Here is a 22,475-nt window from a genome sequence, read left to right as displayed (position 1 = left end):
GTCAGCCGGCGCCGAAGAGCCGCCCGACCGCCGTCGTGAGCGCCATCGCGAGCGCGCCCCAGAACCCGACGCGGACCGCGCCGCGCCAGGCGCTCGCGCCGCCCGCCCCCGCCGCGAGCGCGCCGAGCGCGCACAGCAGCGCGAGCGACGACGTCGCGACCGCCGCGCGCAGCGCCGGGCCCGGTGCGAGCACGACGACGAGCAGCGGCAGCGCGGCGCCGACGGCGAACGTCGCCGCCGAGGCGAGCGCGGCCACGACCGGCTGCGCGAGCCCGTCGGTGTCGATGCCGAGCTCGTCGCGCGCGTGGGCGGCGAGCGCGTCGTGCTCCATCAGCTGGTGGGCGACGGCGCGCGCCGTCGCCTCGTCGAGGCCGCGCTCCACGTAGATGCCCGCGAGCTCGTCGCGCTCGAGGACCGGGTCGGCGGCGAGCTCCGCGCGCTCGCGCCGCAGGTCGGCCTCCTCCGTGTCGCGCTGCGAGCTCACCGAGACGTACTCGCCCGCGGCCATCGACATCGCGCCCGCGACGAGGCCGGCGACGCCCGCGACGACGACGCTCTCGTGCGTCGCGTCGGCGGCCGCGACGCCGAGCACGAGGCTCGCCGTCGAGACGATGCCGTCGTTCGCGCCGAGCACGGCGGCGCGCAGCCACCCGATGCGGTGGGCGCGATGGACCTCGGAGTGGCGCATCAGCGCCCGGCGCCGCGAGTGGGCGATGGCGCGCGCCTCAGTAGCGCCAGTTCACGCCGAGCGAGAGCTCGAGGCTCCGCCAGCGCGCCGCGTCGCCGGCGTTGAGCGTGTAGCCGGCGGCGAGCTGCAGCGCGACGTCGTTGGTGAGCCAGTAGTCGGTGCCGAGGCCGAGCTTCAGGTGGCCGCTCGGCTCCTTGCCCTTGCCGAGGTCGCCGCTCAGGACGCCCCACGTGCCGAACGCGAACGGCTGCAGGCGGTCATCCATCCACTGCGTGTCGAGGAGCGGCGCGACGTAGAGGCGCGTCGCGATGCCGATGGACCACGGGTTGCGGCCGCCGAGCGAGAGCCAGTCGCCCGTCAGCTCGAGCGCGAGCGCCGGCGCGAGCCGGAAGCCGACGCGCGCCTCGACGCCGCCCGTCTCGGAGACGTCGAGGTTGTCGGTCGAGAGGTCGACCGCGAACATGCCGGACAGGCCGAGGTAGGGCCCCTCGCGCGAGAAGTCCTGCTCCTCTTCGTCCTCGTCGTCGTCCGCGAGCGCCGCGCCCGGGAGCGCGGCGAGCGCGAGGAGCGCGAGCAGCGAGGCGAGCAGGACGGGGTAGAGCGTGCGGGCGATCGGGCCGTTCGGGCGTGCGGTCGTGCGCAGCATGCGCTCTCCCTCCGAGGCGCGCGGCGCGCGCGATGGGCGTTCGGAGCGCGCAGCCTACCACCCGCGCGCGCCGCGCGCGGCCCGAAGGTGCGCACCGCGCGCGGGCCACGCGCGCGCGGGGCGCGGGGCGGGACGGCGCGGTTGCCCCGCCCGCGTGCGCGGTGGTTGAATGCGCGCGCGCGAAGTCGCGCGCGTGCACCTGCGCCGGCCCCGGCGCGTGCGCGCGCGGCGACCGGTGGCACGGCGCTCGACGCGGCGCGCGCCGCGCGCGGGAGAACCGCCATGGCCCTCGTCGTCGACGCCCACCACCACCTGCTCGACCCCGCGCGCATCGACTACCCGTTCCTCCGCTTCCTCCCGCACCTCGCACGCTTCGTCGGACACGAAGAGCTCGGCGCGCTCGCGAAGGACGCGGGCGTCGACGCCAGCGTCTGCGTGCAGGCGGCCGACTGCGAGCCCGAAACCGACTTCATGCTCGCGCAGGCGGCCGAGGCGGGATTCATCGCGGGCGTCGTCGGCTGGGTGCCGCTCGCCGACCCGGCCGCGACCGAGCGCGCGATCGCGCGCCACCGCGACGCGCGCGCGCCGCTCGTCGGCGTCCGGCACCTGATCCACGACGAGCCCGACCCCGACTGGGTCGTCCGGCCCGCCGTCCTCGACTCGCTGCGCCTGCTCGCCGACGCCGGGCTCGCGTTCGACCTCTCGGCCTTCCAGCCGCGGCACCTCGAGCACGTCGCGACGATCGCCGCTGCCGTGCCCGCGCTGCGTCTCGTCGTCTGCCACTTCGGGATGCCCGGTGCGAAGCCCGAAGACTGGGAGCCGTGGGCGACCGCGTTCGCGCGCGCCGCCGCGCACCCGCACTGCGTCGTGAAGGTCTCCGGCCTCGACATGTACCGCGGCGGCTGCGACGTCGACGCCTTCCGCCCCTACTTCGACTTCGCGCTCGAGCACTTCGGCGCCGAGCGCATGATCTGGGCCTCGAACTGGCCCGTCTCGCTCCAGCTCACGGGCTATGCGCAGCTGCTCGAGACCGCGCGCGCCGTGCTCGCCGGCCGCAGCCCCGCCGAGCGCGACGCCATCTTCGGCGGCAACGCCATCCGCACCTACCGCCTGCCCCTCTAGGCCCGGAGGCCCCATGCGCCCGCTCGACGTCGTCCGCAAGGTGATCGAATGCGACAACGGCCGCGACGCCCGCGGCTACCGCGCCCTCCTCCACGACGACTATCGAGCGCGCGTGCACGGCGAGGTCCAGACCGACGGCGCCGACGCCGAGGTCGCCGCCCTCGAAGCCTGGTGGAAGGCCACGCCCGACAGCCACCTCGAAGAGCTCGCCACCTACGTCGACGGCAACGTCGTCACGCTCCGCTACCGCCTCTCCGGAACCAACGAAGGCGCCCTCGGAACCCTGCCCGCCACGGGCCGCACGTTCACGACCGAGGCCTGCACGCTGCTCGAGGTCGAAGACGGCAAGGTGCGGCGCACGTGGAGGTTCGCGGACACGTTCGGGATGCTGAAGCAGCTGGGAGTGATTCCGGGCTAGCGGCGATCGTAGCTTCGGCCTGGCATCGGAAGCCCGCGACTATCGTCGACAGTGGATCATGACTCTCATCGAACGTTGCAGGAGACGCTCGGGAATCGCCGACGATGACACGCCACAGTCCGGCGCGGCCCAAACGCCGCAAGAAGCCCTCCCACTCGAAGCGCTCGACGGGCACTGTCTGGTCCGACGTCGGTCGCGTGGTCGTCTCCGGTGAGCTTCGACGTAGCCGCGGGCGACCGCGAAGCGTGTCGCGGCTCTTCACTGCACTCGGCGAAAAGCTTCCGTTCGAGGCGCTGGCCAACGTGCGTCGCGACCTCGCGGAGCGCGGCATGCAGGCGACCGGCGTCTACGTCGCACACGATTCCATGGGCACCGCACGCTACATCGGACGAGGCGCGATCTTTGCCCGACTGTCCGCGCACAAGCGCGCGCACTCCGCAGAACTTCTCTACTTCTCGTTCTACATCGTCGAGCAGAAGGTGCATGAACGTGAAATCGAGACACTTCTGATTCGCGCAGCCGGACCTCAGCTCGAATTCAACAGCCGAAAGAAGCGGGTGGGCATCGCGCCCGGAAACGTCCGTGACTACGAGGCGGGAACCTTGTTCTATGAGCGCCAGTCTCGTCGCGGCAGGAGGGCGGGGACCTAGCAAGGTTTCGGACGCGGCCGAGGTCCATGCGCACTGGCGTGCGAATATGACGAACGCTCGTCCACGAGCTACGGCGTCGCCCTACTACCCGCCCAGGACGAACCAAGAGTCACGGGCACCCCGTATTGCTTCGCCAGCAGTAGCGACGCGGATGCCTCGGGAGATGGATGCGACGCCCCGAAGAGGCCTGACGCCATGACCGACTTCGTCCTCGTCCACGGCGGTGCGCACGGCGCGTGGTGCTGGGAGCGCCTGGTGCCGCACCTCGTGTCCGACCCGCGCGTCGGCGCGGTCGTCGCCGTCGACCTCCGCGGCCACGGCGCGCGCCGCGGCGACGGCGGGCTCGAGGGCATCACGGTCGCGGACTACGTCGACGACGTGGTCGGCGAGATCGAGGGGCGCGACCTCGCCGACGTGGTGCTCGTCGGTCACTCGCTGGCCGGCATCACGACGCCTCGCGTGGCGCAGCGCGTCGGCGATCGCGTGCGGCGGCTCGTGCACCTGTCGACGTCGAATCCGCCGGTCGGGCAGTCGATCGCCGACCTGATGGAACACCCGCTGTCGCCGGTCTCGCGCGGCGCGGACTTCCGGCGGATGTTCTGCAACGACCTCGACGACGACACGGTGGCCTGGCTGCTCGCGCGGCTCGAACGCGAGCCGCCCGGCCCGATGACGGAGCGCGTGCCGCCCGTCGCGCTGCCGCCCGGCCTCGCGACCACGTACATCCTGCTCGAGCGCGACGAGGCGCTCCCGCCCGCCTATCAACGCGAGCAGGCGCGCAACGCCGGCGTCGACGAGGTCGTGCCGTTCGACGCGGGGCACAGCGCGTTCCTGTCGCGGCCGCGCGAGCTGGCGGAGCTCCTTCTGCGCTACGCGTGACGCGCGCCGCGCGCGGCGAACGGAGGCAGGCCATGAGCGATGTCCCGAGCGATCGCTGGCGGGAGGGCGCGGCGTACGAGGCCTACATGGGCCGCTGGAGTCGACCGCTCGCGAACGCGTTCGTCGCCTGGCTGCGCGAGGCCCCGGGCTCGCACTGGCTCGAGGTCGGGTGCGGCACGGGTGCGCTGACGGCGGCGATCTGCGCGGACGGCGAGCCGGCATCGGTCGTCGCGTGCGATCCGTCGGCCTCCTTCGTCGAGCACGCGCGCGCGCAGCTCGCCGACCCGCGCGTCTCGTTCGTCGTCGCGGGCGTCGACGCGCTTCCCGCGCGCGCCGGCGGGTTCGACGCCGTCGCCTCCGCGCTCGTGTTCAACTTCCTGCCCGACGCGCGCGCCGCCGTCGCGGCGATGCGCGAGCGCCTGCGCCCGGGCGGAAGCCTCGCCGCCTGCGTCTGGGACTACGCCGACGGCATGGAGCTGCTGCGCGTCTTCTGGGACGAGGCCGCGGCGATCGATGCGCGCGCCGCCGCGCTCGACGAGGGCGCGCGCTTCCCGCTGTGCCGCGCGTCGGCGCTCGCCTCGCTCTTCCGCGAGTGCGACCTCGACGACCTGCGCGACGATGCGCTCGCGATCGCGACCGACTTCGCGAGCTTCGACGACTACTGGGCGCCGTTCCTCCGCGGCACGGGGCCGGCGCCGAGCTACGTCGCATCGCTCGACGCCGTGGGCCGCGAGGCCTTGCGCGCGCGGCTCGAACGGCGCCTCGCGCCGCGGGCGGGCGCGCCCGTGCGCCTGCGCGCGCGCGCGTGGGCGGTGCGCGGCGTGGCGCACTGAGCGGGCGGCCGACGCCGCGGTGCGGAAGCGATGACCCTCTACGACACGATCGGCCAGGGCTACGGCGGACGGCGGCGCGCGGACCCGCGCATCGCCTCGCAGATCGTGCGCGCGCTCGGGAGCGCGCGCCGCGTCGTGAACGTCGGCGCGGGCGCGGGCTCCTACGAGCCGCGCGATCGCGACGTGGTCGCGGTCGAGCCGTCGCGGGTCATGCTCGGTCAGCGCGCTCGCGACGCGGCGCCCGCGGTGCGCGGCTCGGCGATGGCCCTTCCGTTTCGCGATGCGAGCTTCGACGCGTCGCTCGCCGTCCTCACCGCACACCACTGGCCCGACGTCGCGCGGGGGCTGCGCGAGCTGCGGCGCGTCGCGCGCGAGCGCGTGGTCGTGTTCACCTTCGACACGGCGGGCGACGGCTTCTGGATCGCGGACTACTTTCCCGCGATCGCCGGGCTCGACCGACGCACGATGCCGACGGTCGCGGCCGTCGCGCGCGCGCTCGGCGGCGCCGACGTCGTCGACGTGCCCGTGCCCCACGACTGCTCGGACGGCTTCCTCGGCGCCTACTGGCGGCGCCCGCACGCCTACCTCGATGCGAGCGTCCGCGCGGCCATCTCCGTCTTCGCGCGCATCGACGGCGTCGACGAAGGCGTCGCGCGCCTCCAGCAGGACCTCGACTCCGGCGCCTGGCAGCGGCGCTGGGGACACCTGCTCGAGCGCGAAGAGCTCGACGTCGGGTACCGGCTCGTCGTCGCCTAGCGGCGCCGGAGCACAGGCGGCGCGCGCGGCGGCGTCCTCGCCTGCGCCCGCGGCGATCGGATAGGCTCCGCGCGCCGTGCCCGCGCTCTCCGACCTCGCCGCCTGGATCCGCGACAACGACGCGCTGCTGAGCGGGATCGCGGCGCTCGGCGCGGTCGCGGGCATCGTGTTCTCCGCGCTCGCGATGGGGACGCGGCGGTTCGTCGCGCTGTTCCGCCGCTCGCGCGCCGCGCGCGACGCGGCGCACGCCGACGCACCGCGCGGCGCATCCCCGCCCGCGGCGCTCGACGCCCCCCCTCCCGCCGAGAGCGACCCGATCGTCGCCGTGCTCGCGTTCGACAACCTGTCGAACGACGCGGAGATGCAGTTCTTCTCCGACGGCATCAGCGAGGAGCTCATCTGGCGACTCGCGCGCGGGACGAAGCTGCGCGTGATCGGGCGCGCGTCGAGCTTCCAGCTCCGGGGCGAACGGAAGGTGGGTGCGGCCGAGGAGCTGCGCTGCTCGCACGTGATCGACGGCTCGGTGCGGCGCGCGGCCGGCCAGGTGCGCATCCACGCGCAGCTCGTCGACGGCGCCACGCGCGCGACGCTCTGGGCCGAGCGCTACGACCGCGCGCTCGAGGACGTGTTCGCCGTGCAGGACGAGATCGCGGAGAGCATCGCGCGCGCGCTCGACCACACGTTCGCGTCGAGGGGTGCGACGGCGTCCGTCGACGCCGAGACGTACGACCTCTACCTGCGCGCCATCCCGGCGTCGTACGCGCCGGACGAGCTGCGCGCGCGCGTCGCCCAGCTCGAGACGGTGACGGAGCGCGCTCCCGGATTCGCGGAGGCGTGGGGGCGGCTCGCCTACCTGCGCGCGTGGATCCACGCGTACGAGCCCTTCGCGGCGCGCCCCGCGTGTGCGGCCCGCGTCGAGCGCGAGGCCGCGCGCGCGCTCGGGGCCGACCCGCACAACGTCGATGCACTCGCCGCGCGGCTCTTCGTCGTGCCGCCGTTCGGGAGCTTCGTCGAGGCGAGCGCCGCGATCGAGCGGCTCATGCGCTCGCCCGGCTCGGGCGACGGGCGACGCTACGTCAGCTGGTTCCTGCGCACGCTCGGCCGCGTGCGCGAGAGCCTCGACGAGGCCGAGCGCGCCTACCGTCTCGACGCGCTCGACCCGATGACCGCGAACTTCGTCGCGCTCGCGCGCATGGCCGCCGGCCGCGTCGCCGAAGCCGTTCCCGTCTACGAAGACCTCGTCGAGCGCATGCCCGCGATGAGCTTCCCCGTCTCGAGCCTGCTGCGCGCGTACCTGTTCCTCGGCGACGCGGCGGCGATCGACCGCCTGCTCGCCCTCGCCGAGCGACGCGAGCTGCGCGAGTTCGAGGACGGCCTCGCGTTCATCCGAACGAGTCGGAGCCCGACGCCCGCGAGCCTCGCCGCCTGGCGCGACGCGCTCGACGCGCACGTGCGCGCGACCGGCGGCATCGACCTCGCGCGCCTCGTCTACACCGCCCACCTCGGCCTCGTCGACGACGCCTATCGTCTCGCCGACGCGGCGCGCCTCGGCCCCGCCGGCACTCCCGCCGACGTCATGGGCCCCGACGCCTACCGCCCGTCGATCCTCTTCCAGGCGAACATGCCCGCGCTCCGCGACGACCCGCGCTTCCCGCGCCTGTGCGCGCGCCTCGGCCTGGTCGACGCCTGGATCGCGACCGGCACGTGGCCCGACTGCGCCGACGAGGTGCCCTACGACTTCCGCGCCGCGTGCGCGCGCGCGACCGACGTCGAGCGGGAGCGGTTCGGAGTCGACCTCCGGCCGCACGCTCCGACGGCCGCGGCCGCCGTACCGATCGCCTGACGACGGGGAGAAGGAACGAGAATGGAAGCCCGCGACGCGCCCTCGTCCCGCTCCCGGATCTCGTTGGCGCGAGCGGGCCGCTCCCTCGTGCGGCCGGCGTTCGTCTTCGCGCGCATCCCGTTCGCGCGGCCGTCGGCCTGACGCCGCGCATGGCGACGAAGAGCGAGCGCGCGACCGAGCTGCTGCGGTTCCCCGGCGCCGTCGCGCACGACCCGGCCATCGAGCGCTGGATGCGCGACCGCGCGGGCGCGCTCGGCTCGATCGCCGAGCACTGGTTCGGGGTGATGCGCGGCTGCGGCGCCGACGTGCGCGAGCTGCTGCACGACGGGCATCCGACCGCGTGCATCGGCGACGCGGCATTCGCCTACGTCGACGCCTTCCGCGCGCACGTGAACGTCGGCTTCTTCCGCGGCGCCGAGCTGCGCGACCCCGCCGGCCTGCTCGAGGGCACCGGGCGCTTCATGCGGCACGTCGAGCTCCGGCCCGGCGTGGAGGTCGATGCCGCCGCGCTCGAGGCGCTCGTCGAGGCCGCCTGCGCCGACATGCGAAGGCGCGTGGAACGGGAGGCCGGCCCGGTCAGCCCGCTTCCTCCTCCCCGTCCACGCGCAGGTGGCCGGCGACGAGCGTCGCGAAGCGCGTGACCGCGAGGAACAGGAACCAGAGGACGGCGACGACGTAGACCGTCGCGGCGCTCGACGCGAACGCGCCCGCCGCCGCGGCGACTTCGAACCCCAGCACGACGAACCCGAACACGATCAGGAACCTGGAGAACGTGGTGAGTGCGACGTCGCCCTCGCGGCGGCGGCGCGCATCGCGCCGCCCGCGGAACACCTCGTAGTACACGAAGGAGTGGAACGCGGCGAAGACCGCGAGCGAGGCGCGCCACGGCTCGTCGCTCGTGTGGATCGCGAGCACGACCGGAACGTAGGCGAGGAACGTCGCACCGAGGCTCCACAAGAGGAGCGCGCGGAGATTGCTGCGTTCGAGCAGCGAGAGTGGCTCGTCGCGCCGATGCCCGATCGCCGCGACGAGCCCGGCGAAGCCGGTGATCGCGATTCCGATCTCCGCCAGCGACTCGAGCGCCGAGAACGGGTCGACCACGCTCGCGCTCGCTAGGCGCCGAAGGCCTCGCGCAGGCGCTTGCTGCACAGCTCGACCGCGTCGCGGCCCTTGTCGAGCACGCCGAACATCGAGACGAAGCCGTGGATCATGCCGTCGTAGCGGACGATCAGCGTGCCGACGCCCGCGTCCTCGAGCATCCGGCCGTAGGCCTCGCCCTCGTCGCGCAGCGGGTCGTACTCCGCGGTGATGACGGTCGCGGGCGGGAGGCCGGCGAGGTCGGCCTTCGTCGCGTGGATGGGCGCGGCGAGCGGGTCCTTCGCGTCCTTCGCGTCGCGCAGGTAGTGGTGCGTGAACCACTTCATCATGTCGGCCGTGAGGAAGAAGCCCTCGGCGTTCTCGCGGTAGGAGTCGGTGTCGGGCTCGTGGGACGTGACGGGATAGACGAGGAGCTGGTGCACGAGCCTCGGCCCGCCCTTGCGCTTCGCGAGGAGGGCGGTGACGGCCGAGAGGTTGCCGCCCGCGCTGTCGCCCGCGACGGCGAGGCGCTCGGCGTCGCCGCCGAGCTCGGCGGCATGGTCGGCCACCCACTTCGTCGCCGCATAGCAATCGTCGGCCGCGGCCGGGAACTTCGACTCGGGCGCGAGCCGGTAGTCGACCGAGACGACGATGGCGCCCGCGCCGCGGCAGAGGGCGCGCGCGAGCGTGTCGTGCGAATCGAGGCCGCAGAGCACGAAGCCGCCGCCGTGGAAGAAGGCGACGAGCGGGAACGGCCCCGTGCCCTCCGGCGTGTAGATGCGCACGGGAATCTCGCCCGCCGGGCCGGGGATCGTGCGGTCGACCACCTTCGCCACCTCGATCTTCTCGGGCTCGGGGCCGACGGTGCCGAAGCCCTGCCGCATCACGGCGGGGTCCATCGACCACCAGTCGATCTGGGCCATGCCGGCCATGGCCTCGAGCAGCGGTGTCACCTGCGGGTCGACGGGCATCGGTCTTCTCCTCCTGCGTCTCGCTCGTTCGTTCGCTCAGGCGTCGACGACCGCGATCGCCTCGATCTCGATCAGCATGCCGTCCATCGCGAGCCGCTCGACGCCGACCATCGTCGACGCCGGCGGGCGCGCATCGCGGCCGCCGAGCGCGGCGGCGATGCCGCGCATCACGGCGGGCAGCTTCGCCTGCTCGAGGCCGACCACGTACATCGTGCTCTTCGCGATGTGCTCGGGGCCCGCTCCCGCGCCCTCGAGCGCGAGCAGCAGGTTCCCGTAGGCCTGCCGCGCCTGCGCCTCGAGGTCGCCCGGCCCGACGAGCTGCCACTGCGCGTCGAAGGCGCCCTGCCCCGCCACGTAGAGCGTGCGGGCGCCCGTGGCCGCGACCACGTGCGTGTACCCCATCGGCTTCATCAGCGTCGGCGGATCGATGTGCTCGAGCGGCATGCGGGCGCGTATGCTGCCCCCGCGGCGCCGCCCGCTGCAAGCGAAGAACGCGCGGCGCGCGAGAGCGGCGCGCGCGGCGCCCGCCGGAGGACGGACGGATGACCTGGGATCTCGTGATTCGCGGCGGCCGCGTGGTCGACGGCACGGGCATCGCGCCCTACACGGCGGACGTCGGCGTGCGCGGCGGACGCATCGCGCGCATCGGACGCTGCGACGGGCCCGCGCTGCGCGCGATCGCCGCCGACGGCGCCGTCGTGACGCCGGGCTTCATCGACACGCACACGCACTACGACGTGCAGCTCGACTGGGACCCGACCGCGTCGCCCTCGTCGTGGCACGGCGTGACCACCGTGCTGACGGGCAACTGCGGCTTCACGCTGGCGCCGTCGCGCCCCGAGGACGTGCCGTGGCTCGCGGGCATGCTGAGCCGGGTCGAGGGCATGTCGAAGGAGGCGCTCGCCGAGGGCTTCACGTTCGGGGGCGGCAGCTTCGACGACTTCTGGCGCCGGCTCGACGGCCGCCTCGGCGTGAACGCGGGCGGCTACGTCGGGCACTGCGCCGTGCGCCGCTATGTGATGGGCGACGACGCGAGCGAGCGCGCGGCCACGGCCGACGAGATCGCCGCGATGCAGGCGCTCGTGCGCGAGAGCATGCGCGAGGGCGCGATCGGCTTCTCGACCTCGCAGCTCGACGTGCACGTCGGCGAGGACGGCCGCGAGGTGCCGTGCAACCACGCCGCGCACGAGGAGATCGTCGCGCTCGCGTCGGTGCTCGCCGAGTTCGACCACGGCGCGATCGAGATCATCCCGCGCTCGCACGCCGAGGGGCACGACGAGCAGGACCGCGCGCTCGTGCTCGAGCTCTACCGCGTGTCGGGCAAGCCCGTCTCGCTCGGCCTGCTCGCGCCGACGCCGAACACGCCGATGGCCTGGCAGCGCACGCTCGAGTTCGCGCGCGAGGCGGCGGCGCGCGGCGCGCGCGTCCACCCGCAGTTCGCGACGCAGAAGCTCGGCCTGCACATCCGCCTGTGCGACACGTTCGTGTTCGACGAGCTGCCGACCTGGCGCGCGGTGCTGACGGCGCCGCAGGCCGAGCGGCTGCGCCGCCTGCGCGACCCCGACGTGCGCGCGCGCATGCGCGCCGAGGTCGAGGACGAGGGCGCGCGCAACGTCTCGTTCGACCTCGGGCAGCTGTGCGTCGAGGCGGTGCGCGACGACGCGCACCGCCCGCTGCTCGGACGCCTCGTCCGCGACATCGCGCAGGAGCGCGGCATCCCCGTGCTCGACGCCTTCCTCGACGTCGCGCTCGCCGAGGATCTCGCGACGAGCTTCGAGGTGGCGTCGACCGAGGAGACGCGCGCATTCATGGACTTCGTGACGCGCCAGACCGTCGCCGACCCGCTCGTCATGGCCGGCAGCTCCGACGGCGGCGCGCACCTCGCGAGCTTCGTCGGCGCCGATTACACGACGAAGCTCCTCACCGACTGGGTGCCCGAGCTGCTCACGCTCGAGCAGGCCGTCTGGCGCCTCACCGGCATGCCGGCCGCCGTCCACGGCCTGCGCGACCGCGGCGTCCTGCGCGTCGGCGCGAAGGCCGACCTCAACGTGATCGACCTCGACGCGCTCGAGGCCGGCGCGCACTACCTCGCGCGCGACTTCCCGGCCGGCACCGACCGCTGGGTCGTCGGCGCGACGGGCTACGTCGCGACCGTCGTGAACGGCGCCGTGCTGATGGAGAACGGGAAGCACACGGGCGCGCTGCCGGGCGAGGTGATCCGCGGGGCCTGAGGCGCGCACCCGCGCCCGCGCGCGTCAGACGACGGCGCCCTTCTCGCGCAGCGCGGCGATCGCCGCGTCGTCGCGGCCGAGCTCGCGCAGCACCTCGTCGGTGTGCTCGCCGTGCTCGGGCGCCATCGCGCGCGGCTTCCACGGCGTGCCGTGGAAGTCGCACGGCGTCGCGGGCAGCGTCGTCGTCGCGTCGCCGTCGGGCACCTCGACGAGCCCGCCGCACGCGTGCACCTGCTCGTCGGCGAGCACCTCGTCGATCGTCTGCACGGGCGACCAGAAGAAGTCGGGCGTGCCGTCGAAGATCGGCCGCCACTCGTCGATCGACTTCGTCGCGAAGATGGCGTCGAGCCTGCCGATCAGGTCGGCCGCGTTCTGCGCGCGCCCGCGCGCGTCGCGGAAGCGCTCGTCCTCCACCCACTCGGGGTGCCCGACCGCGCGGCACAGCGGCGGCCAGTGGCGGTCGCCCTCGAGGCCGACGATCCAGAACCAGCGCCCGTCCTTGTCCTGGTAGTTGTTGATGCACGGGTTGCCCATCGTCTTGCGGTTCGCGGGCGCGACGTGGATGCCGAAGCGGCACGCGATCGAGAGGTCGAACGACAGCGTGTAGAGCCCTTCGCGCAGGAGCGACGTCGACACGAACTGACCCTGGCCCGTCTGCGCGCGCTTGAAGAGCGCGGCCGAGATGGCCGCCGCGCCCGCGAGCCCCGCGTTGTGGTCGCCCATGCCGCCGCGCTGGAACGGCGGGTGATGGCCCTGGCTCGTGAGCGACGCCGCGATGCCCGAGCGCGCCCAGAAGGCGGCGATGTCGTAGGCCGCGCGGTCGGCGTCGGGCCCGCTCGTGCCGAAGCCCGTGATCGCGCAGTAGACGAGCCGCGGATTGCGCGCGCAGAGCGACTCCGGGTCGAGCCCGAGGCGCCGCAGGCCCGCCAGCCGCACGTTGGTGAGGAACACGTCGGCGCCGTCGACGAGCTCGAGCGCGATGGCGCGGCCCTCGTCGCTCCCGAGGTCGATGCCGACGCTGCGCTTGCTGCGGTTGTCCATCTCGAAGACGGGGTTGAACGGCAGGTCGCCGCCGAGCATCGTCTTGAACAGGCGCGCCGGGTCGCCGACGCCGGGCGGCTCGATCTTCACGACGTCCGCGCCCCAGTCGGCGAGGATTCCGCCCGCGGCCGGGCCTGCGACCCAGACGCCGAGCTCGACCACCTTCACGCCCTCGAGCGGCCCCGGCATCGCACTCCTCCTTCCCTCGTCGGTTCTCGTCGGTTCTCGGCGGTTCCGGCGGTTCCGGCGGTTCTCGTCGGCACTCGCCGGCCTTCGCCGCCTCGAGCCGCCGTGCGCGGGCTCGTTAGGCGCCGCCGCGCGCGCGCACGCGCCAGTCATACCACGCGGCGCACACCCGCGGCGAGCCGCCCGCGCACCGCCGCGCCGCGCGACGCTGCGATCAGGCGAGCGCGTCGCGCTCGACGCCCGGCTCGAGCACCACCTCGTCGACGAGCCCCCACGCGAGCGCCGTCGGCGCGTCGATGCGCCGCCCGGTGAGCGCGAGCCAGGCCGTGCGCTGGCGCCCGATGCGGCGCGGCAGGCTCACCGTGCCGCCCGCGCCCGGCACGAGCCCGATCCCGAGCTCGGGCAGCTGGAAGAACGCGCTCTCCCGCGCGACGACGCGGCGCGCGAACGCGGGAAGCTCGCAGCCCGCGCCGATGCACGCGCCGTGCACCTCGAAGCGCACGCGGTCGCGCAGGTCGTGCAGCGCGCGCGCGACGTTGCGCGTCGTGCGGATCAGGTGCGCGGTCGCCGGGTCGGGAAGCGTGCCGAACTCGTCGAGGTCGCCGCCGCTGCAGAACGAGCGCCCCGCGCCGCGCACGACGATCTCCTGCACGCCCGGGTCGACGCGCGCCGGGCGCAGCGCGAGGGCGAGCGCATCGCGCATCTCGCTCGAGAACGCGTTGTGCTTGTGCGGCCGGTCGAGCGTGAGCGCGAGCGTGCCGCGGAAGCGCTCGACGCGGACGGCGGGCGTCGAGCTCGGGCCGAGCCCCGGCGGCGCGCCGCGCGCGGCGCGCCACGCCGCGAACTCGGGGCCCGCCTGCAGCGCCGAGTACACGAAGGATTCGGCGACGAGCGCCTGCGGCACGTCGAGCGTCTCGCCCATGCGCAGCAGCTGCACGAGCGCCGCGGCGGCGAGCGGGCGCGCGCGCACCGCGTTCGCGATGCGCGCGAGGTCGGCCTCGGACTCGAGCGCGACGTCGAAGCGGTCGACGAGCCGCCGCAGCGCGGGCGTCGCGCGCGCACCCGGCCCGGCGATCGCGACCGTCGGCGCCGGCAGCCGCGCGAGCGTCGCGCACGCGGCGTCGACCTCCGCGTCGGTCGGCGCACGCCCGTCGACGCGCACGCACAAGAGCGGCGCGCCCGTGAGCGGCGAGACGTCCTCGGTGGCGAAGGGAGACGCGAGGCGGGCGAGCGCCTCGTCGAGCGCGAGGATGCGCGCCTCTTCCGCGCGGCCTATGACGCGTTCTCGGCGAGGTCGGCGCGCACGAGCCGCCGCAGGAGCTTGCCCGTCTCGTTGTACGGGAGCTCGGCGCGGAAGACGATGCGCTCGGGCGTGCGCGACGAGCGCAGGCGCTCGCGCACGTAGGCCTGCAGCGCCTCGACCGTCGCGCTCTGCCCTTCGTGCAGCACGACGGCCGCGGCCACCGCCTCGCCCCACTGCTCGTCGGGCACGCCGACGACCGCGACGTCGCGCACGGCCTCGTGCTGCAGCAGCACGTCCTCGATCTCGCCGGGCGACATGTTCTCCGCGCCGCGCACGATGATGTCGTCCTGACGACCTTCGAGGAACAGGTAGCCCTCGTCGTCGAGGTAGCCGCCGTCGCGCGTCGGGAAGAAGCCGTCGCCGAGCAGCGTCGTGCCCTTGCCGAGGTACTCGCCCGACACCTGCTCGCCGCGCACGAAGATCTCACCGCGCTCGTTCGGGCCGAGCACGGCGCCCATGTCGTCGCGGATCTGCACCTCGACGGTGGGAATCGGCTGGCCGACCGACGCGAGGCGCCGGCGCACGGCCGGGTCGTCGCTCGCGAACGCGGTGCGGTGGTCGTCGGGGCCGAGCACGGCGATCGTCGAGCTCGTCTCCGTGAGCCCGTAGGCCTGTGTGAACGCGACGTGCGGCAGCGCGGCCATCGCGCGCTCGATCACGGGGAGCGGCATCTTGCCGCCGCCGTAGGCGAGCGCGCGCAGGTGCGGCAGCGCGTCGCGCGCGGCGTCGCCGAGCTCGTCGAGGATGCGGCCGAGCATCGTCGGCACGACGAAGGCCTGGCTCACGCGCTCGTCGCGCGCGAGCCGCAGCCAGTCCGCCGCCGCGAAGTTCGGGAGCTGCACGATCTTGCGACCCGCGTAGATCGAGCTGCACAGCGTCGCCATGCCGGCGATGTGATAGGGAGGAACCGCGACGAGCTGGCCGTCCTCGTCGCCCGCCGCGCCGAACTCGACCGTCGTCAGGATGTACGACGTCAGGTGCTTGTGGCGGATGACGGCGGCCTTCGGCGGCCCCGTCGTGCCGCTCGTGAAGAGCAGGACCGCGATGTCCTCGGGATCCATCGGCCACGACGACGGCTCGAGCGGCTCGCCCGCGCGCGCGCTCGCGAGGAACTCGTCGCGCGCGACGACCTCGATGCCCGCGAGCCCGCGCAGCGACGCCGCGCGCTCGCCGTCCGCGACGAGCAGCGCGGGCGCGATCTGCGACGTGAGGCGCTCGAGCTCCTCGCCCGTGAGCCGGTAGTTGAGCGGGACGAAGGGCACGCCGGCCCAGGCCGCGGCGAACAGGCCCGTCGGCACGGCCGGGCTGCTCACGTCGAGCACGGCGAGGTGCTTCGCGCCGCTCTCGCGCACGCGCCGCGCGGCCGCGCCCGCCGCGCCGAAGAGCTCGCCGTACGTCAGCGCGAGCGCGCCGTCGGTCACCGCGACGCGGTCGGCGAAGCCGGCCGACGCCATCTCGAGCAGCATCATCAGGTTCATCGAGCGGGCCTCGGGTGCGAGCGCGCGTCAGTCGGACGACGGCAGCGGCTTCGCCTCCTTGATCTGGAGCGGCGCGCCGTTCGCGCCGAGCGAGCCGGCGCCGGGCTTCGTGCAGAGCACCTCGAGGTCGCCCGCCGCGTTGACGTAGCGCTTGCCGAGCTGCGTGCCGGCCGCCGCGTCGGCCGCGGGCTGCCCGCCCGGAGGCGGCGTCTCCGCGATCGGGAGCATCGCCGCGCCGCCGCACGTGAGCTCGGCGCCGCCGGCCGGCGCCGCCACCACCATCACCTCGGTCGCACACACGGCGCTGCGCAGCCGCGTCCCTGCCTTGATGTCTGCCATCGGGTCTCTCCGTTCCGGTCTCGAAAGGGCTCTCGACGGGCGCTCTCGAAGGGGCTCGGCGCGCGGCGGCGAGCCGGGCGCGAGCCGGTGGACACACTGGCGCCGGGACGACCCGGCTCGGGCGCGCACCACGGCTCACTCGCGCGGATCGCTCGCGCCCGAGGGTCGGCCGCGCGGCGGCCGCGGAAGCTACTGCATCGCGTCGCGCGAGTTCCAGCCCTGATTGGCGGCGCGGGGCCGCCGGCGGCGACGCGGGCCCCGCGCCGGCTTCGCGGCGCGCGCGCGACGCGGCGCGCGCCCGCCCGGCCCGGTCGCGGCGATAGCATGCGATCCCATGTCCCCTCGCGGCTCGCACGCTGGAGATGCGCACGGAAGCGACGCCGCGCGCGCGGACGCGACCGCGAGTGTCACCGGACGGACCGCGACGTCCGGCGACGAGCTCGCGCGCGTGGTGGCGGCCTGCGACGCGCCGGTCGACGCGCGCGCCGGAGCGGAGGACTGGGCGCGCAGCGGCGCCATGGCCGTCACCGGCTTCCCGGACGGCCCCCCGCTCGTCGCGCCCGCGGCCTTCGCGACGGCCGCGGCGCGCGCCGTCGCCGAGGTGGCGCGGCTCGCGCGCGCGCTCGGCCTTCCGCGCGCACCCGGGCTCGATGCGCTCGACGGCGCGCTCCTGCTCGGCGAGCGCGCGGCCGCGCTCGCGCTCGCGCGCCGCGGCGACGTCGCGCCCGGAGGCGACTGCCGGCTCCTGCGCACGCGCGACGGCGCCGTCGCGCTCCAGCTCGTGCGCGACGACGACACGGCGCTGCTCGACGCCTGGCTCGAGACGCCGCGAGGCGGCTCGGAGCCCTGGGAGTTCGCGGCCCGCGCCCTGCGCGCGCGCGACGCGGAGCCCGTCGCGCTGCGCGCGCGCGAGCTCGGGCTCGCGTGTGCGGTCGCCGCGGCTCCCCGCGCCGACGCGGGCGCGTGGCTCGATGCGCGCGAGCTCACACCGGCGTCCGAGAGCGCCGCGGGCCGCGCCGCGGCGCGCGGCGCCGCTCGCGGGCACGCGCGCGCGGAAGGCGACGCCACCGCGCACTCGACATCGCGAGGGCCCGCGCGCGGCCGGCGCCCGCTCGTCGTCGACCTCTCGTCGCTCTGGGCGGGACCGCTCTGCACCCATCTCCTCGCGCTCGCCGGCGCGGACGTCGTGAAGGTCGAGTCGACGCGACGCCCCGACGGCGCGCGGCGCGGCCCGGCCGATTTCCACGACCTGCTGAACGCCGGGAAGCGCAGCGTCGCGCTCGACTTCGCGAGTGCGGACGGGCGCGCCGCGCTCGCCCGCCTCGTCGCGGCGGCGGACATCGTCGTCGAGGCGTCGCGCCCGCGCGCGCTCGCGCAGCTCGGCATCGACGCGGAGCGCGTCGTCGCGCGCGGGCGCCGCGCGACGTGGGTCTCGATCACGGGCTACGGCCGCGACGAGCCCGGTGCGAGCTGGATCGCGTACGGCGACGACGCGGCGGTGGCGGCGGGCGCGTCGTTCGCGCTCCGCGCGCGCGAGCGCGCGCGCGGCGCGATCGATTCGCCGGCGGCCGCGCGCGCGGACGGCCTCTGCTTCTGCGGCGACGCGCTCGCCGACCCGCTCACCGGTGCGCGCGCGGCGGCCGCCGCGCTCGCCGCACACGCGGACGGCGGCGGCCGGCTGCTCTCGATTCCGCTCACCGGCGTCGTCGCCTCCGTCCTCGCGACGGCGCCGATCGCGGCCGACGTCGGGAGCGCGCGCCTCGAGGCGGCGCCGCCGCGGCTGCGACCGGCGCGCGGGCGGGCCGCCGCGCTCGGCGCCGACACGCGCGACGTGCTCGGCGAGCTCGACGCCCGCCCGTGCTGATCGCCGACTGCGAGGTCGAGCGCGACGACGGCGCGCGCGTGCGCGTCGACGTCGAGATCGCGGGCGGGCGCATCGCGCGCATCACCGCGCGCGCGAGCGCGCGCGGATCGCGCGAGGGCGGCGCGGAGCGCGACGCGCGCGCATCGCGCGCCGCGAGCGATGCCGAGCCCGAGCGCGACGCGTGCGACGCACCGCGCGTCCTCGACGCGCGCGGAGGCGCACTGCTCCCGGCGCTGCACGACCACCACCTCCACCTCCTCGCGCTCGCCGCCGCGCGCGCCTCCGTCGTGTGCGGCCCGCCGGGCGTGCGGTCGCGCGAGCCGCTCGGTCGCGCGCTGCGCGCGGCGGCGAGCGGTGGGCGCGAGGTGCGCGGCGTCGCCTATCACGAGTCCGTCGCGGGCGACCTCGACCGCGACGCGCTCGACGCGCTCGCGCCCGGCGCGCGCGTCCGCGTCCAACACCGCACGGGCGCGTTGTGGACGTGGAGCAGTGCGCTCCTCGAAGCGACGGGCCTCGCCGCCGGGCCGCCGGCCGGCGGCTGGCCGGAGGGTGCCGAGCTCGACGCGCGCGGGCGCCCGACCGGGCGCTTCTTCCGCCTCGACGACTGGCTCGCGGCGCGACGCGAGGCCGCCGGGCTCGCGCGTCCCGGCGACGCGCCGTCGCTCGCCGACGCGAGCCGCGCGCTCGCGCGCGCGGGCGTCGCGAGCGCGACCGACGCGACGCCGCGCAACGACGCCGCGACCGCGCGCCTGCTCGCCGCGGCCTTCGCGCGCGGCGAGCTGCTGCAGCGCGTGCGCCTGATGGGCGGGCCCGCGCTCGACGCGCTGCTCGCCGACGGATGCGACGAGCGCGCCGAACACGCCGGCCAGACCTCCGCGCCGCGCGGCGCGCGCGACGCGCAGCGCGGCGCGCGCGCGGATGCGGATGCGGCCGCGGATGTCGACGGGCCGGCGATCGAGATCGGCGAGCGCAAGCTCGTGCTCGACGAGCGCGCCCTGCCCTCGCCCGACGCGCTCGCGCGCGCGGTCGAGGCCGCGCACGAGGCCGGCCGCGCGGTCGCCGTGCACTGCGTGACGCGCGTCGAGCTCGCGCTCGCGGCGAGCGCGATCGCGCAGGCGGGCGCGCGCGCGGGCGATCGCATCGAGCACGCGTCGGTCGCACCGCCCGACCTCGTCGCGTGGCTCGCCGAGCAGGGCGTCGCCGTCGTCACGCAGCCGGGCTTCGTGCGCGAGCGCGGCGACGCCTACCTGCGCGACGTCGATCCGGTCGACCGCGCGTGGCTGTACCGGTGCGCGGGCCTCGACGCGGCGGGCGTGTCGCTCGGCGGCGGCACGGACGCGCCCTACGGCGCGCCCGACCCGTGGCTCGCGATGCAGGCGGCCGTCGACCGGCGCACCGAGGCCGGAGCGTTGTTAGGCCGCCGCGAGGCCGTGACGCCCGAGCGCGCGCTCGCGCTCTTCACGACCTCCCCCGACGCGCCGGGCGGCGCGCCGCGCCGCATCGCGCCGGGCGCGCCGGCCGACCTCGTGCTGCTCGACCGGCCGTGGGCCCGCGCGAGGGAGACCCTCTCGGCCGACCTCGTCCGCGCCACGTTCGCGCGCGGGCGTCGCATCGCGTGATAGGCTCCCGCGCCCGCGCGCCAGGTCACGCCCCCGTCCGCACACCGGCCGGCCCGAGAGCGGGCCCGGCGACGACCGCAGGAGAACCCCATGGAAGGCAAGAAGATCCTCGTCACCGGCCCGACCGGGCAGGTGGCGTTCCCGCTCGCGTGCACGCTCGCGAAGTCGAACGAGGTGTGGGGCGCCGCGCGCTTCAGCGACGCGAAGAAGAAGGCGGCGCTCGAGGCGGCGGGGGTCACGTGCGTCGCGACCGACCTCGGCAGCGGCGAGTTCGACGGCCTCCCGACCGACTTCGACTACGTGCTCCACCTCGCCGTCGCACGCGGCGCGACACCCGACTTCGACGGCGACCTGCGCGCGAACGCCGAGGCGGCGGGCCTGCTGATGGCGCACTGCCGCCGCGCGAAGGCCTTCCTGCACTGCTCGACGACGGGCGTGTACCAGCCCAAGGATCACGAACCGATCGTCGAGAGCGACCCGCTCGGCGACAACCACCGCGTGATGATGCCGACCTACAGCATCGCGAAGATCGCCGCGGAGGCGGTCGTTCGCTATGCGGCGCGCCAGCTCGGGCTGCCGACGGTCATCGCGCGCCTCAACACGCCGTACGGCAACAACGGCGGCTGGATGTACTACCACCTGCTGATGATGAAGAACGGCGTCGACATCACCGTGCACAGCGACGCGCCGAGCGTCTACACGCCGATCCACGAGGACGACATCGCGCGCGTCTTCCCGGCGCTGCTCGCGCACGCGAAGGTGCCGGCCGAGATCGTGAACGTCTCGGGCCAGGAGCACGTGAGCATCGAGGAGTGGTGCGCGTACCTGGGCGAGCTCTGCGGGCTCGAGCCGAAGTTCGTGAAGACCGAGGCGACGCTCGAGAGCGTGATGAGCGACAACGCGAAGATGGTGTCGCTCGTCGGTCCCGCGCGCGTGTCGTGGAAGGACGGCCTCCGCCGCCTCGTCGAGGCGCGTCACCCCGACTGGCTCGTCGCGCGCTAGCGGCGCGCGCTCAGCCGAGCGTCGACGTCACGAAGTCGCGCAGCGCGCGCCGCGTGCCCGGCGGAAGGCCGCTGAAGACGAGTCCGACGTCGGGCAGGAGCTGGTAGGACGGCTCGGCGACGATCGCGATCGGGCCCGCCGCGGGCAGGTCGAACGCGAGCTCGACCGCGCTCCCGAGCGGCAGCGCCTCGCTGCTGCGCAGCAGGCAGCCGTTCTCCGAGATGGAGAGGATGGAGCCGTCCCACGAGCGGCCACTCCGCGCGCAGCGGGCCCGGAGGTGGGTGGGCACGCGCGGCGTCGCGCGCGGAAATTCTTCGAGCAGCTGTTGAAGGACGCGGTACAGGTCGTGCGGGCCCGCGGGCTTCTTGACCGCGGCGACGACGCGCGGGTCGGCCCCGCTCGCGCCGTGGCGGCCGGTCAGCAGGACGATCTGGACGGGGCGCTCTCCGGGCTCGTCCTCGACCTCGCCGAGACGCCGTTCGTCCACGATCCGGAGCGCGGGCGGGTCGACCTCGCGCGCGTCGGCGTCGCGCGCGTCGTACTCCTCGACCGGCCAGATCGCGTAGCCGAGTCGACCGAGGATGACCTGCGTTCCCGGCGTGAAGGCCTGCGCGCGCGCGTGGCAGACGAGAGTGTGTCGCGGCAGCTCGCGCGGGCTCATACGTGAGGGCCATCATCGGTGACTGCGCGTGCAGAATTGAGCACGCGCCGCGCGGCTGCGCGGAACGCGAATCGGTGTAGACTGCCGCGCGTGATGGGGAACACCGAGAGCGAAACGCGGGCTTCACTGGGGGAGCTCGGGTCCTGGCTCGTCGCGAAGCGGCCGCAGATCGAAGCCGCGATGAACGGCGTGCTCGGTCCCGCCGCACCCTCTCCTTCTTCACCGGAGACGGAGGCGCTCCGCCGCTTCCGCACCTTCTCGTCGACGGCGCTGATGCGCGGCGAGGCCGCGCCGCCGAACCTCGACGGCCTGCGCGTCAACCAGCGCCGCACGCTCGCGCTGCTCGACGCGTGGGTCGAGGCGTCGACGCTGCTCGCCGCCGAGCGCGGCGATGCGCTGCAGCAGGCGCTCGCGCCGCTCGTCGCGCAGTTCGCGCTCGCCCTGCGCACGAGCCACAACGGACGCAAGCTCGCCGGCCGTCCGCGCCTCGCGCGGCGCGCCGTCGCCGGCGCGATCGATCGCATCGCCGACGCGTTCCTCGCGCTCGACACCGACGCCGGCACGATCGAGGACGCGAACCCGGCCGCGGGCGCGATGCTCGGCGTGAAGCGCGACGCGCTGCTCGGCGTTCCCGCGCAGAGCTTCATCGCACCGGGCGCCCAGAACGACCTCTGGACGCGGCTCGACGCCCTCTGCGAGGGCAGCGAGGCCGCGCGCTTCTCGACCACGTTCGTCGACGCGGGCGGCGCGCCCGTCGAGGTCGAGGCCACGGCGTCGGGCTTCACGACGAAGAGCCGCACGCTCGCGCTGGTGGTCGCGCGGCCCAAGGGCCCGATCGCGCCGCTCTGAGCGGCGGGCGCGCACCGCG

Annotated in this window: 23 protein-coding genes; 13 read left to right on the top strand and 10 right to left on the bottom strand. The window is 75.2% G+C overall.

Translation table 11 applies throughout. The annotated features are described in order from the left end of the window. Position 1: 1 nt before the first annotated feature. Together R3E88_07110 and R3E88_07105 are read right to left on the bottom strand one after the other, a co-directional pair. Positions 2 to 688 carry a VIT family protein gene (locus R3E88_07110; protein MEZ4216230.1) on the bottom strand — a complete coding sequence of 229 codons (687 nt, stop codon included), beginning with the start codon at positions 686 to 688 and terminating at the stop codon, positions 2 to 4. Between the two features lie 37 nt (positions 689 to 725). Next, positions 726 to 1,334, bottom strand: coding sequence for a hypothetical protein (locus R3E88_07105; protein MEZ4216229.1), 609 nt, complete (start codon positions 1,332 to 1,334; stop codon positions 726 to 728). Between the two features lie 282 nt (positions 1,335 to 1,616). Here R3E88_07105 and R3E88_07100 point away from each other — a divergent pair, with 282 nt between their 5' ends. The 8 genes from R3E88_07100 (at position 1,617) to R3E88_07065 (ending at position 8,476) form a co-directional block, all read left to right on the top strand. Next, positions 1,617 to 2,456 (top strand): amidohydrolase family protein, encoded by an 840-nt coding sequence (locus R3E88_07100; GenBank protein ID MEZ4216228.1) that lies wholly within the window; start codon positions 1,617 to 1,619, stop codon positions 2,454 to 2,456. 13 nt (positions 2,457 to 2,469) lie between these two features. After that, entirely contained in the window at positions 2,470 to 2,874 is a 405-nt protein-coding gene (locus R3E88_07095) for an ester cyclase (GenBank protein ID MEZ4216227.1), read from the top strand. Between the two features lie 245 nt (positions 2,875 to 3,119). Further along, entirely contained in the window at positions 3,120 to 3,524 is a 405-nt protein-coding gene (locus R3E88_07090; GenBank protein MEZ4216226.1) for a hypothetical protein, read from the top strand. Positions 3,525 to 3,719: 195 nt separating this feature from the next. Further along, a complete protein-coding gene (locus R3E88_07085) occupies positions 3,720 to 4,403 on the top strand; it encodes an alpha/beta fold hydrolase (GenBank protein ID MEZ4216225.1) in 684 nt (227 codons plus the stop codon). A 32-nt stretch (positions 4,404 to 4,435) separates the two neighbouring features. Beyond that, positions 4,436 to 5,236 carry a class I SAM-dependent methyltransferase gene (locus tag R3E88_07080; protein MEZ4216224.1) on the top strand — a complete coding sequence of 267 codons (801 nt, stop codon included), beginning with the start codon at positions 4,436 to 4,438 and terminating at the stop codon, positions 5,234 to 5,236. Positions 5,237 to 5,266: 30 nt separating this feature from the next. Continuing rightward, positions 5,267 to 5,992 carry a class I SAM-dependent methyltransferase gene (locus tag R3E88_07075; protein ID MEZ4216223.1) on the top strand — a complete coding sequence of 242 codons (726 nt, stop codon included), beginning with the start codon at positions 5,267 to 5,269 and terminating at the stop codon, positions 5,990 to 5,992. 76 nt (positions 5,993 to 6,068) lie between these two features. After that, positions 6,069 to 7,835 carry a hypothetical protein gene (locus R3E88_07070; GenBank protein ID MEZ4216222.1) on the top strand — a complete coding sequence of 589 codons (1,767 nt, stop codon included), beginning with the start codon at positions 6,069 to 6,071 and terminating at the stop codon, positions 7,833 to 7,835. 149 nt (positions 7,836 to 7,984) lie between these two features. Further along, positions 7,985 to 8,476, top strand: coding sequence for a DUF1801 domain-containing protein (locus R3E88_07065; GenBank protein ID MEZ4216221.1), 492 nt, complete (start codon positions 7,985 to 7,987; stop codon positions 8,474 to 8,476). Here R3E88_07065 and R3E88_07060 read toward each other — a convergent pair. Genes R3E88_07060 through R3E88_07050 form a run of 3 tightly spaced genes read right to left on the bottom strand, consistent with a single transcriptional unit; the run spans position 8,412 to position 10,327 of the window. Next, positions 8,412 to 8,936: a hypothetical protein gene (locus R3E88_07060; GenBank protein ID MEZ4216220.1), complete on the bottom strand. Its 525-nt coding sequence runs from the start codon at positions 8,934 to 8,936 to the stop codon at positions 8,412 to 8,414. The two genes, R3E88_07065 and R3E88_07060, sit on opposite strands and share 65 nt — an antisense overlap. 11 nt (positions 8,937 to 8,947) lie before the next feature. Further along, positions 8,948 to 9,883 carry an alpha/beta hydrolase gene (locus tag R3E88_07055; GenBank protein ID MEZ4216219.1) on the bottom strand — a complete coding sequence of 312 codons (936 nt, stop codon included), beginning with the start codon at positions 9,881 to 9,883 and terminating at the stop codon, positions 8,948 to 8,950. A 36-nt stretch (positions 9,884 to 9,919) separates the two neighbouring features. Next, complete coding sequence (locus tag R3E88_07050; protein ID MEZ4216218.1) at positions 9,920 to 10,327, bottom strand: RidA family protein; 408 nt, start codon at positions 10,325 to 10,327, stop codon at positions 9,920 to 9,922. 98 nt (positions 10,328 to 10,425) lie between these two features. On the opposite strand from R3E88_07050, the gene R3E88_07045 reads away from it, so the two are divergent. Continuing rightward, positions 10,426 to 12,114 (top strand): amidohydrolase family protein, encoded by a 1,689-nt coding sequence (locus R3E88_07045; GenBank protein MEZ4216217.1) that lies wholly within the window; start codon positions 10,426 to 10,428, stop codon positions 12,112 to 12,114. Positions 12,115 to 12,138: 24 nt separating this feature from the next. Here the strand turns inward: R3E88_07045 and R3E88_07040 are convergent, their stop codons facing one another. The 4 genes from R3E88_07040 to R3E88_07025 form a co-directional block, all read right to left on the bottom strand. Continuing rightward, on the bottom strand, positions 12,139 to 13,344 hold the full coding sequence (locus tag R3E88_07040) for a CaiB/BaiF CoA-transferase family protein (protein MEZ4216216.1): 1,206 nt from the start codon (positions 13,342 to 13,344) through the stop codon (positions 12,139 to 12,141). A gap of 211 nt (positions 13,345 to 13,555) precedes the next feature. Continuing rightward, positions 13,556 to 14,503, bottom strand: a complete 948-nt coding sequence (locus R3E88_07035; protein MEZ4216215.1) for an enoyl-CoA hydratase/isomerase family protein — start codon at positions 14,501 to 14,503, stop codon at positions 13,556 to 13,558. Positions 14,504 to 14,613: 110 nt separating this feature from the next. Beyond that, positions 14,614 to 16,122 (bottom strand): class I adenylate-forming enzyme family protein, encoded by a 1,509-nt coding sequence (locus tag R3E88_07030; GenBank protein MEZ4216214.1) that lies wholly within the window; start codon positions 16,120 to 16,122, stop codon positions 14,614 to 14,616. A gap of 27 nt (positions 16,123 to 16,149) precedes the next feature. After that, positions 16,150 to 16,452, bottom strand: coding sequence for a hypothetical protein (locus R3E88_07025; GenBank protein ID MEZ4216213.1), 303 nt, complete (start codon positions 16,450 to 16,452; stop codon positions 16,150 to 16,152). A gap of 343 nt (positions 16,453 to 16,795) precedes the next feature. Here R3E88_07025 and R3E88_07020 point away from each other — a divergent pair, with 343 nt between their 5' ends. From R3E88_07020 to R3E88_07010, 3 genes are all read left to right on the top strand, one after another. Continuing rightward, on the top strand, positions 16,796 to 18,325 hold the full coding sequence (locus R3E88_07020; GenBank protein MEZ4216212.1) for a CoA transferase: 1,530 nt from the start codon (positions 16,796 to 16,798) through the stop codon (positions 18,323 to 18,325). Then, positions 18,319 to 19,944 carry an amidohydrolase family protein gene (locus tag R3E88_07015; protein MEZ4216211.1) on the top strand — a complete coding sequence of 542 codons (1,626 nt, stop codon included), beginning with the start codon at positions 18,319 to 18,321 and terminating at the stop codon, positions 19,942 to 19,944. The genes R3E88_07020 and R3E88_07015 overlap by 7 nt, the downstream gene beginning before the upstream one ends. A gap of 90 nt (positions 19,945 to 20,034) precedes the next feature. Then, positions 20,035 to 20,946, top strand: coding sequence for an NAD(P)-dependent oxidoreductase (locus R3E88_07010; GenBank protein MEZ4216210.1), 912 nt, complete (start codon positions 20,035 to 20,037; stop codon positions 20,944 to 20,946). A gap of 10 nt (positions 20,947 to 20,956) precedes the next feature. Here R3E88_07010 and R3E88_07005 read toward each other — a convergent pair whose 3' ends face one another. Then, positions 20,957 to 21,607: a PilZ domain-containing protein gene (locus tag R3E88_07005; protein MEZ4216209.1), complete on the bottom strand. Its 651-nt coding sequence runs from the start codon at positions 21,605 to 21,607 to the stop codon at positions 20,957 to 20,959. Positions 21,608 to 21,700: 93 nt separating this feature from the next. Between R3E88_07005 and R3E88_07000 the strand changes: the two genes are divergently transcribed. Then, complete coding sequence (locus R3E88_07000) at positions 21,701 to 22,456, top strand: PAS domain-containing protein (protein MEZ4216208.1); 756 nt, start codon at positions 21,701 to 21,703, stop codon at positions 22,454 to 22,456. The last annotated feature ends 19 nt before the right edge of the window (positions 22,457 to 22,475 follow it).

Source organism: Myxococcota bacterium (assembly GCA_041389495.1).
Taxonomy (GTDB): Bacteria; Myxococcota_A; UBA9160; order UBA9160; family UBA4427; genus JAWKRT01.
Note: the sequence above shows the minus strand (reverse complement) of the source record. Positions and strands in the feature narration are given on the sequence as shown.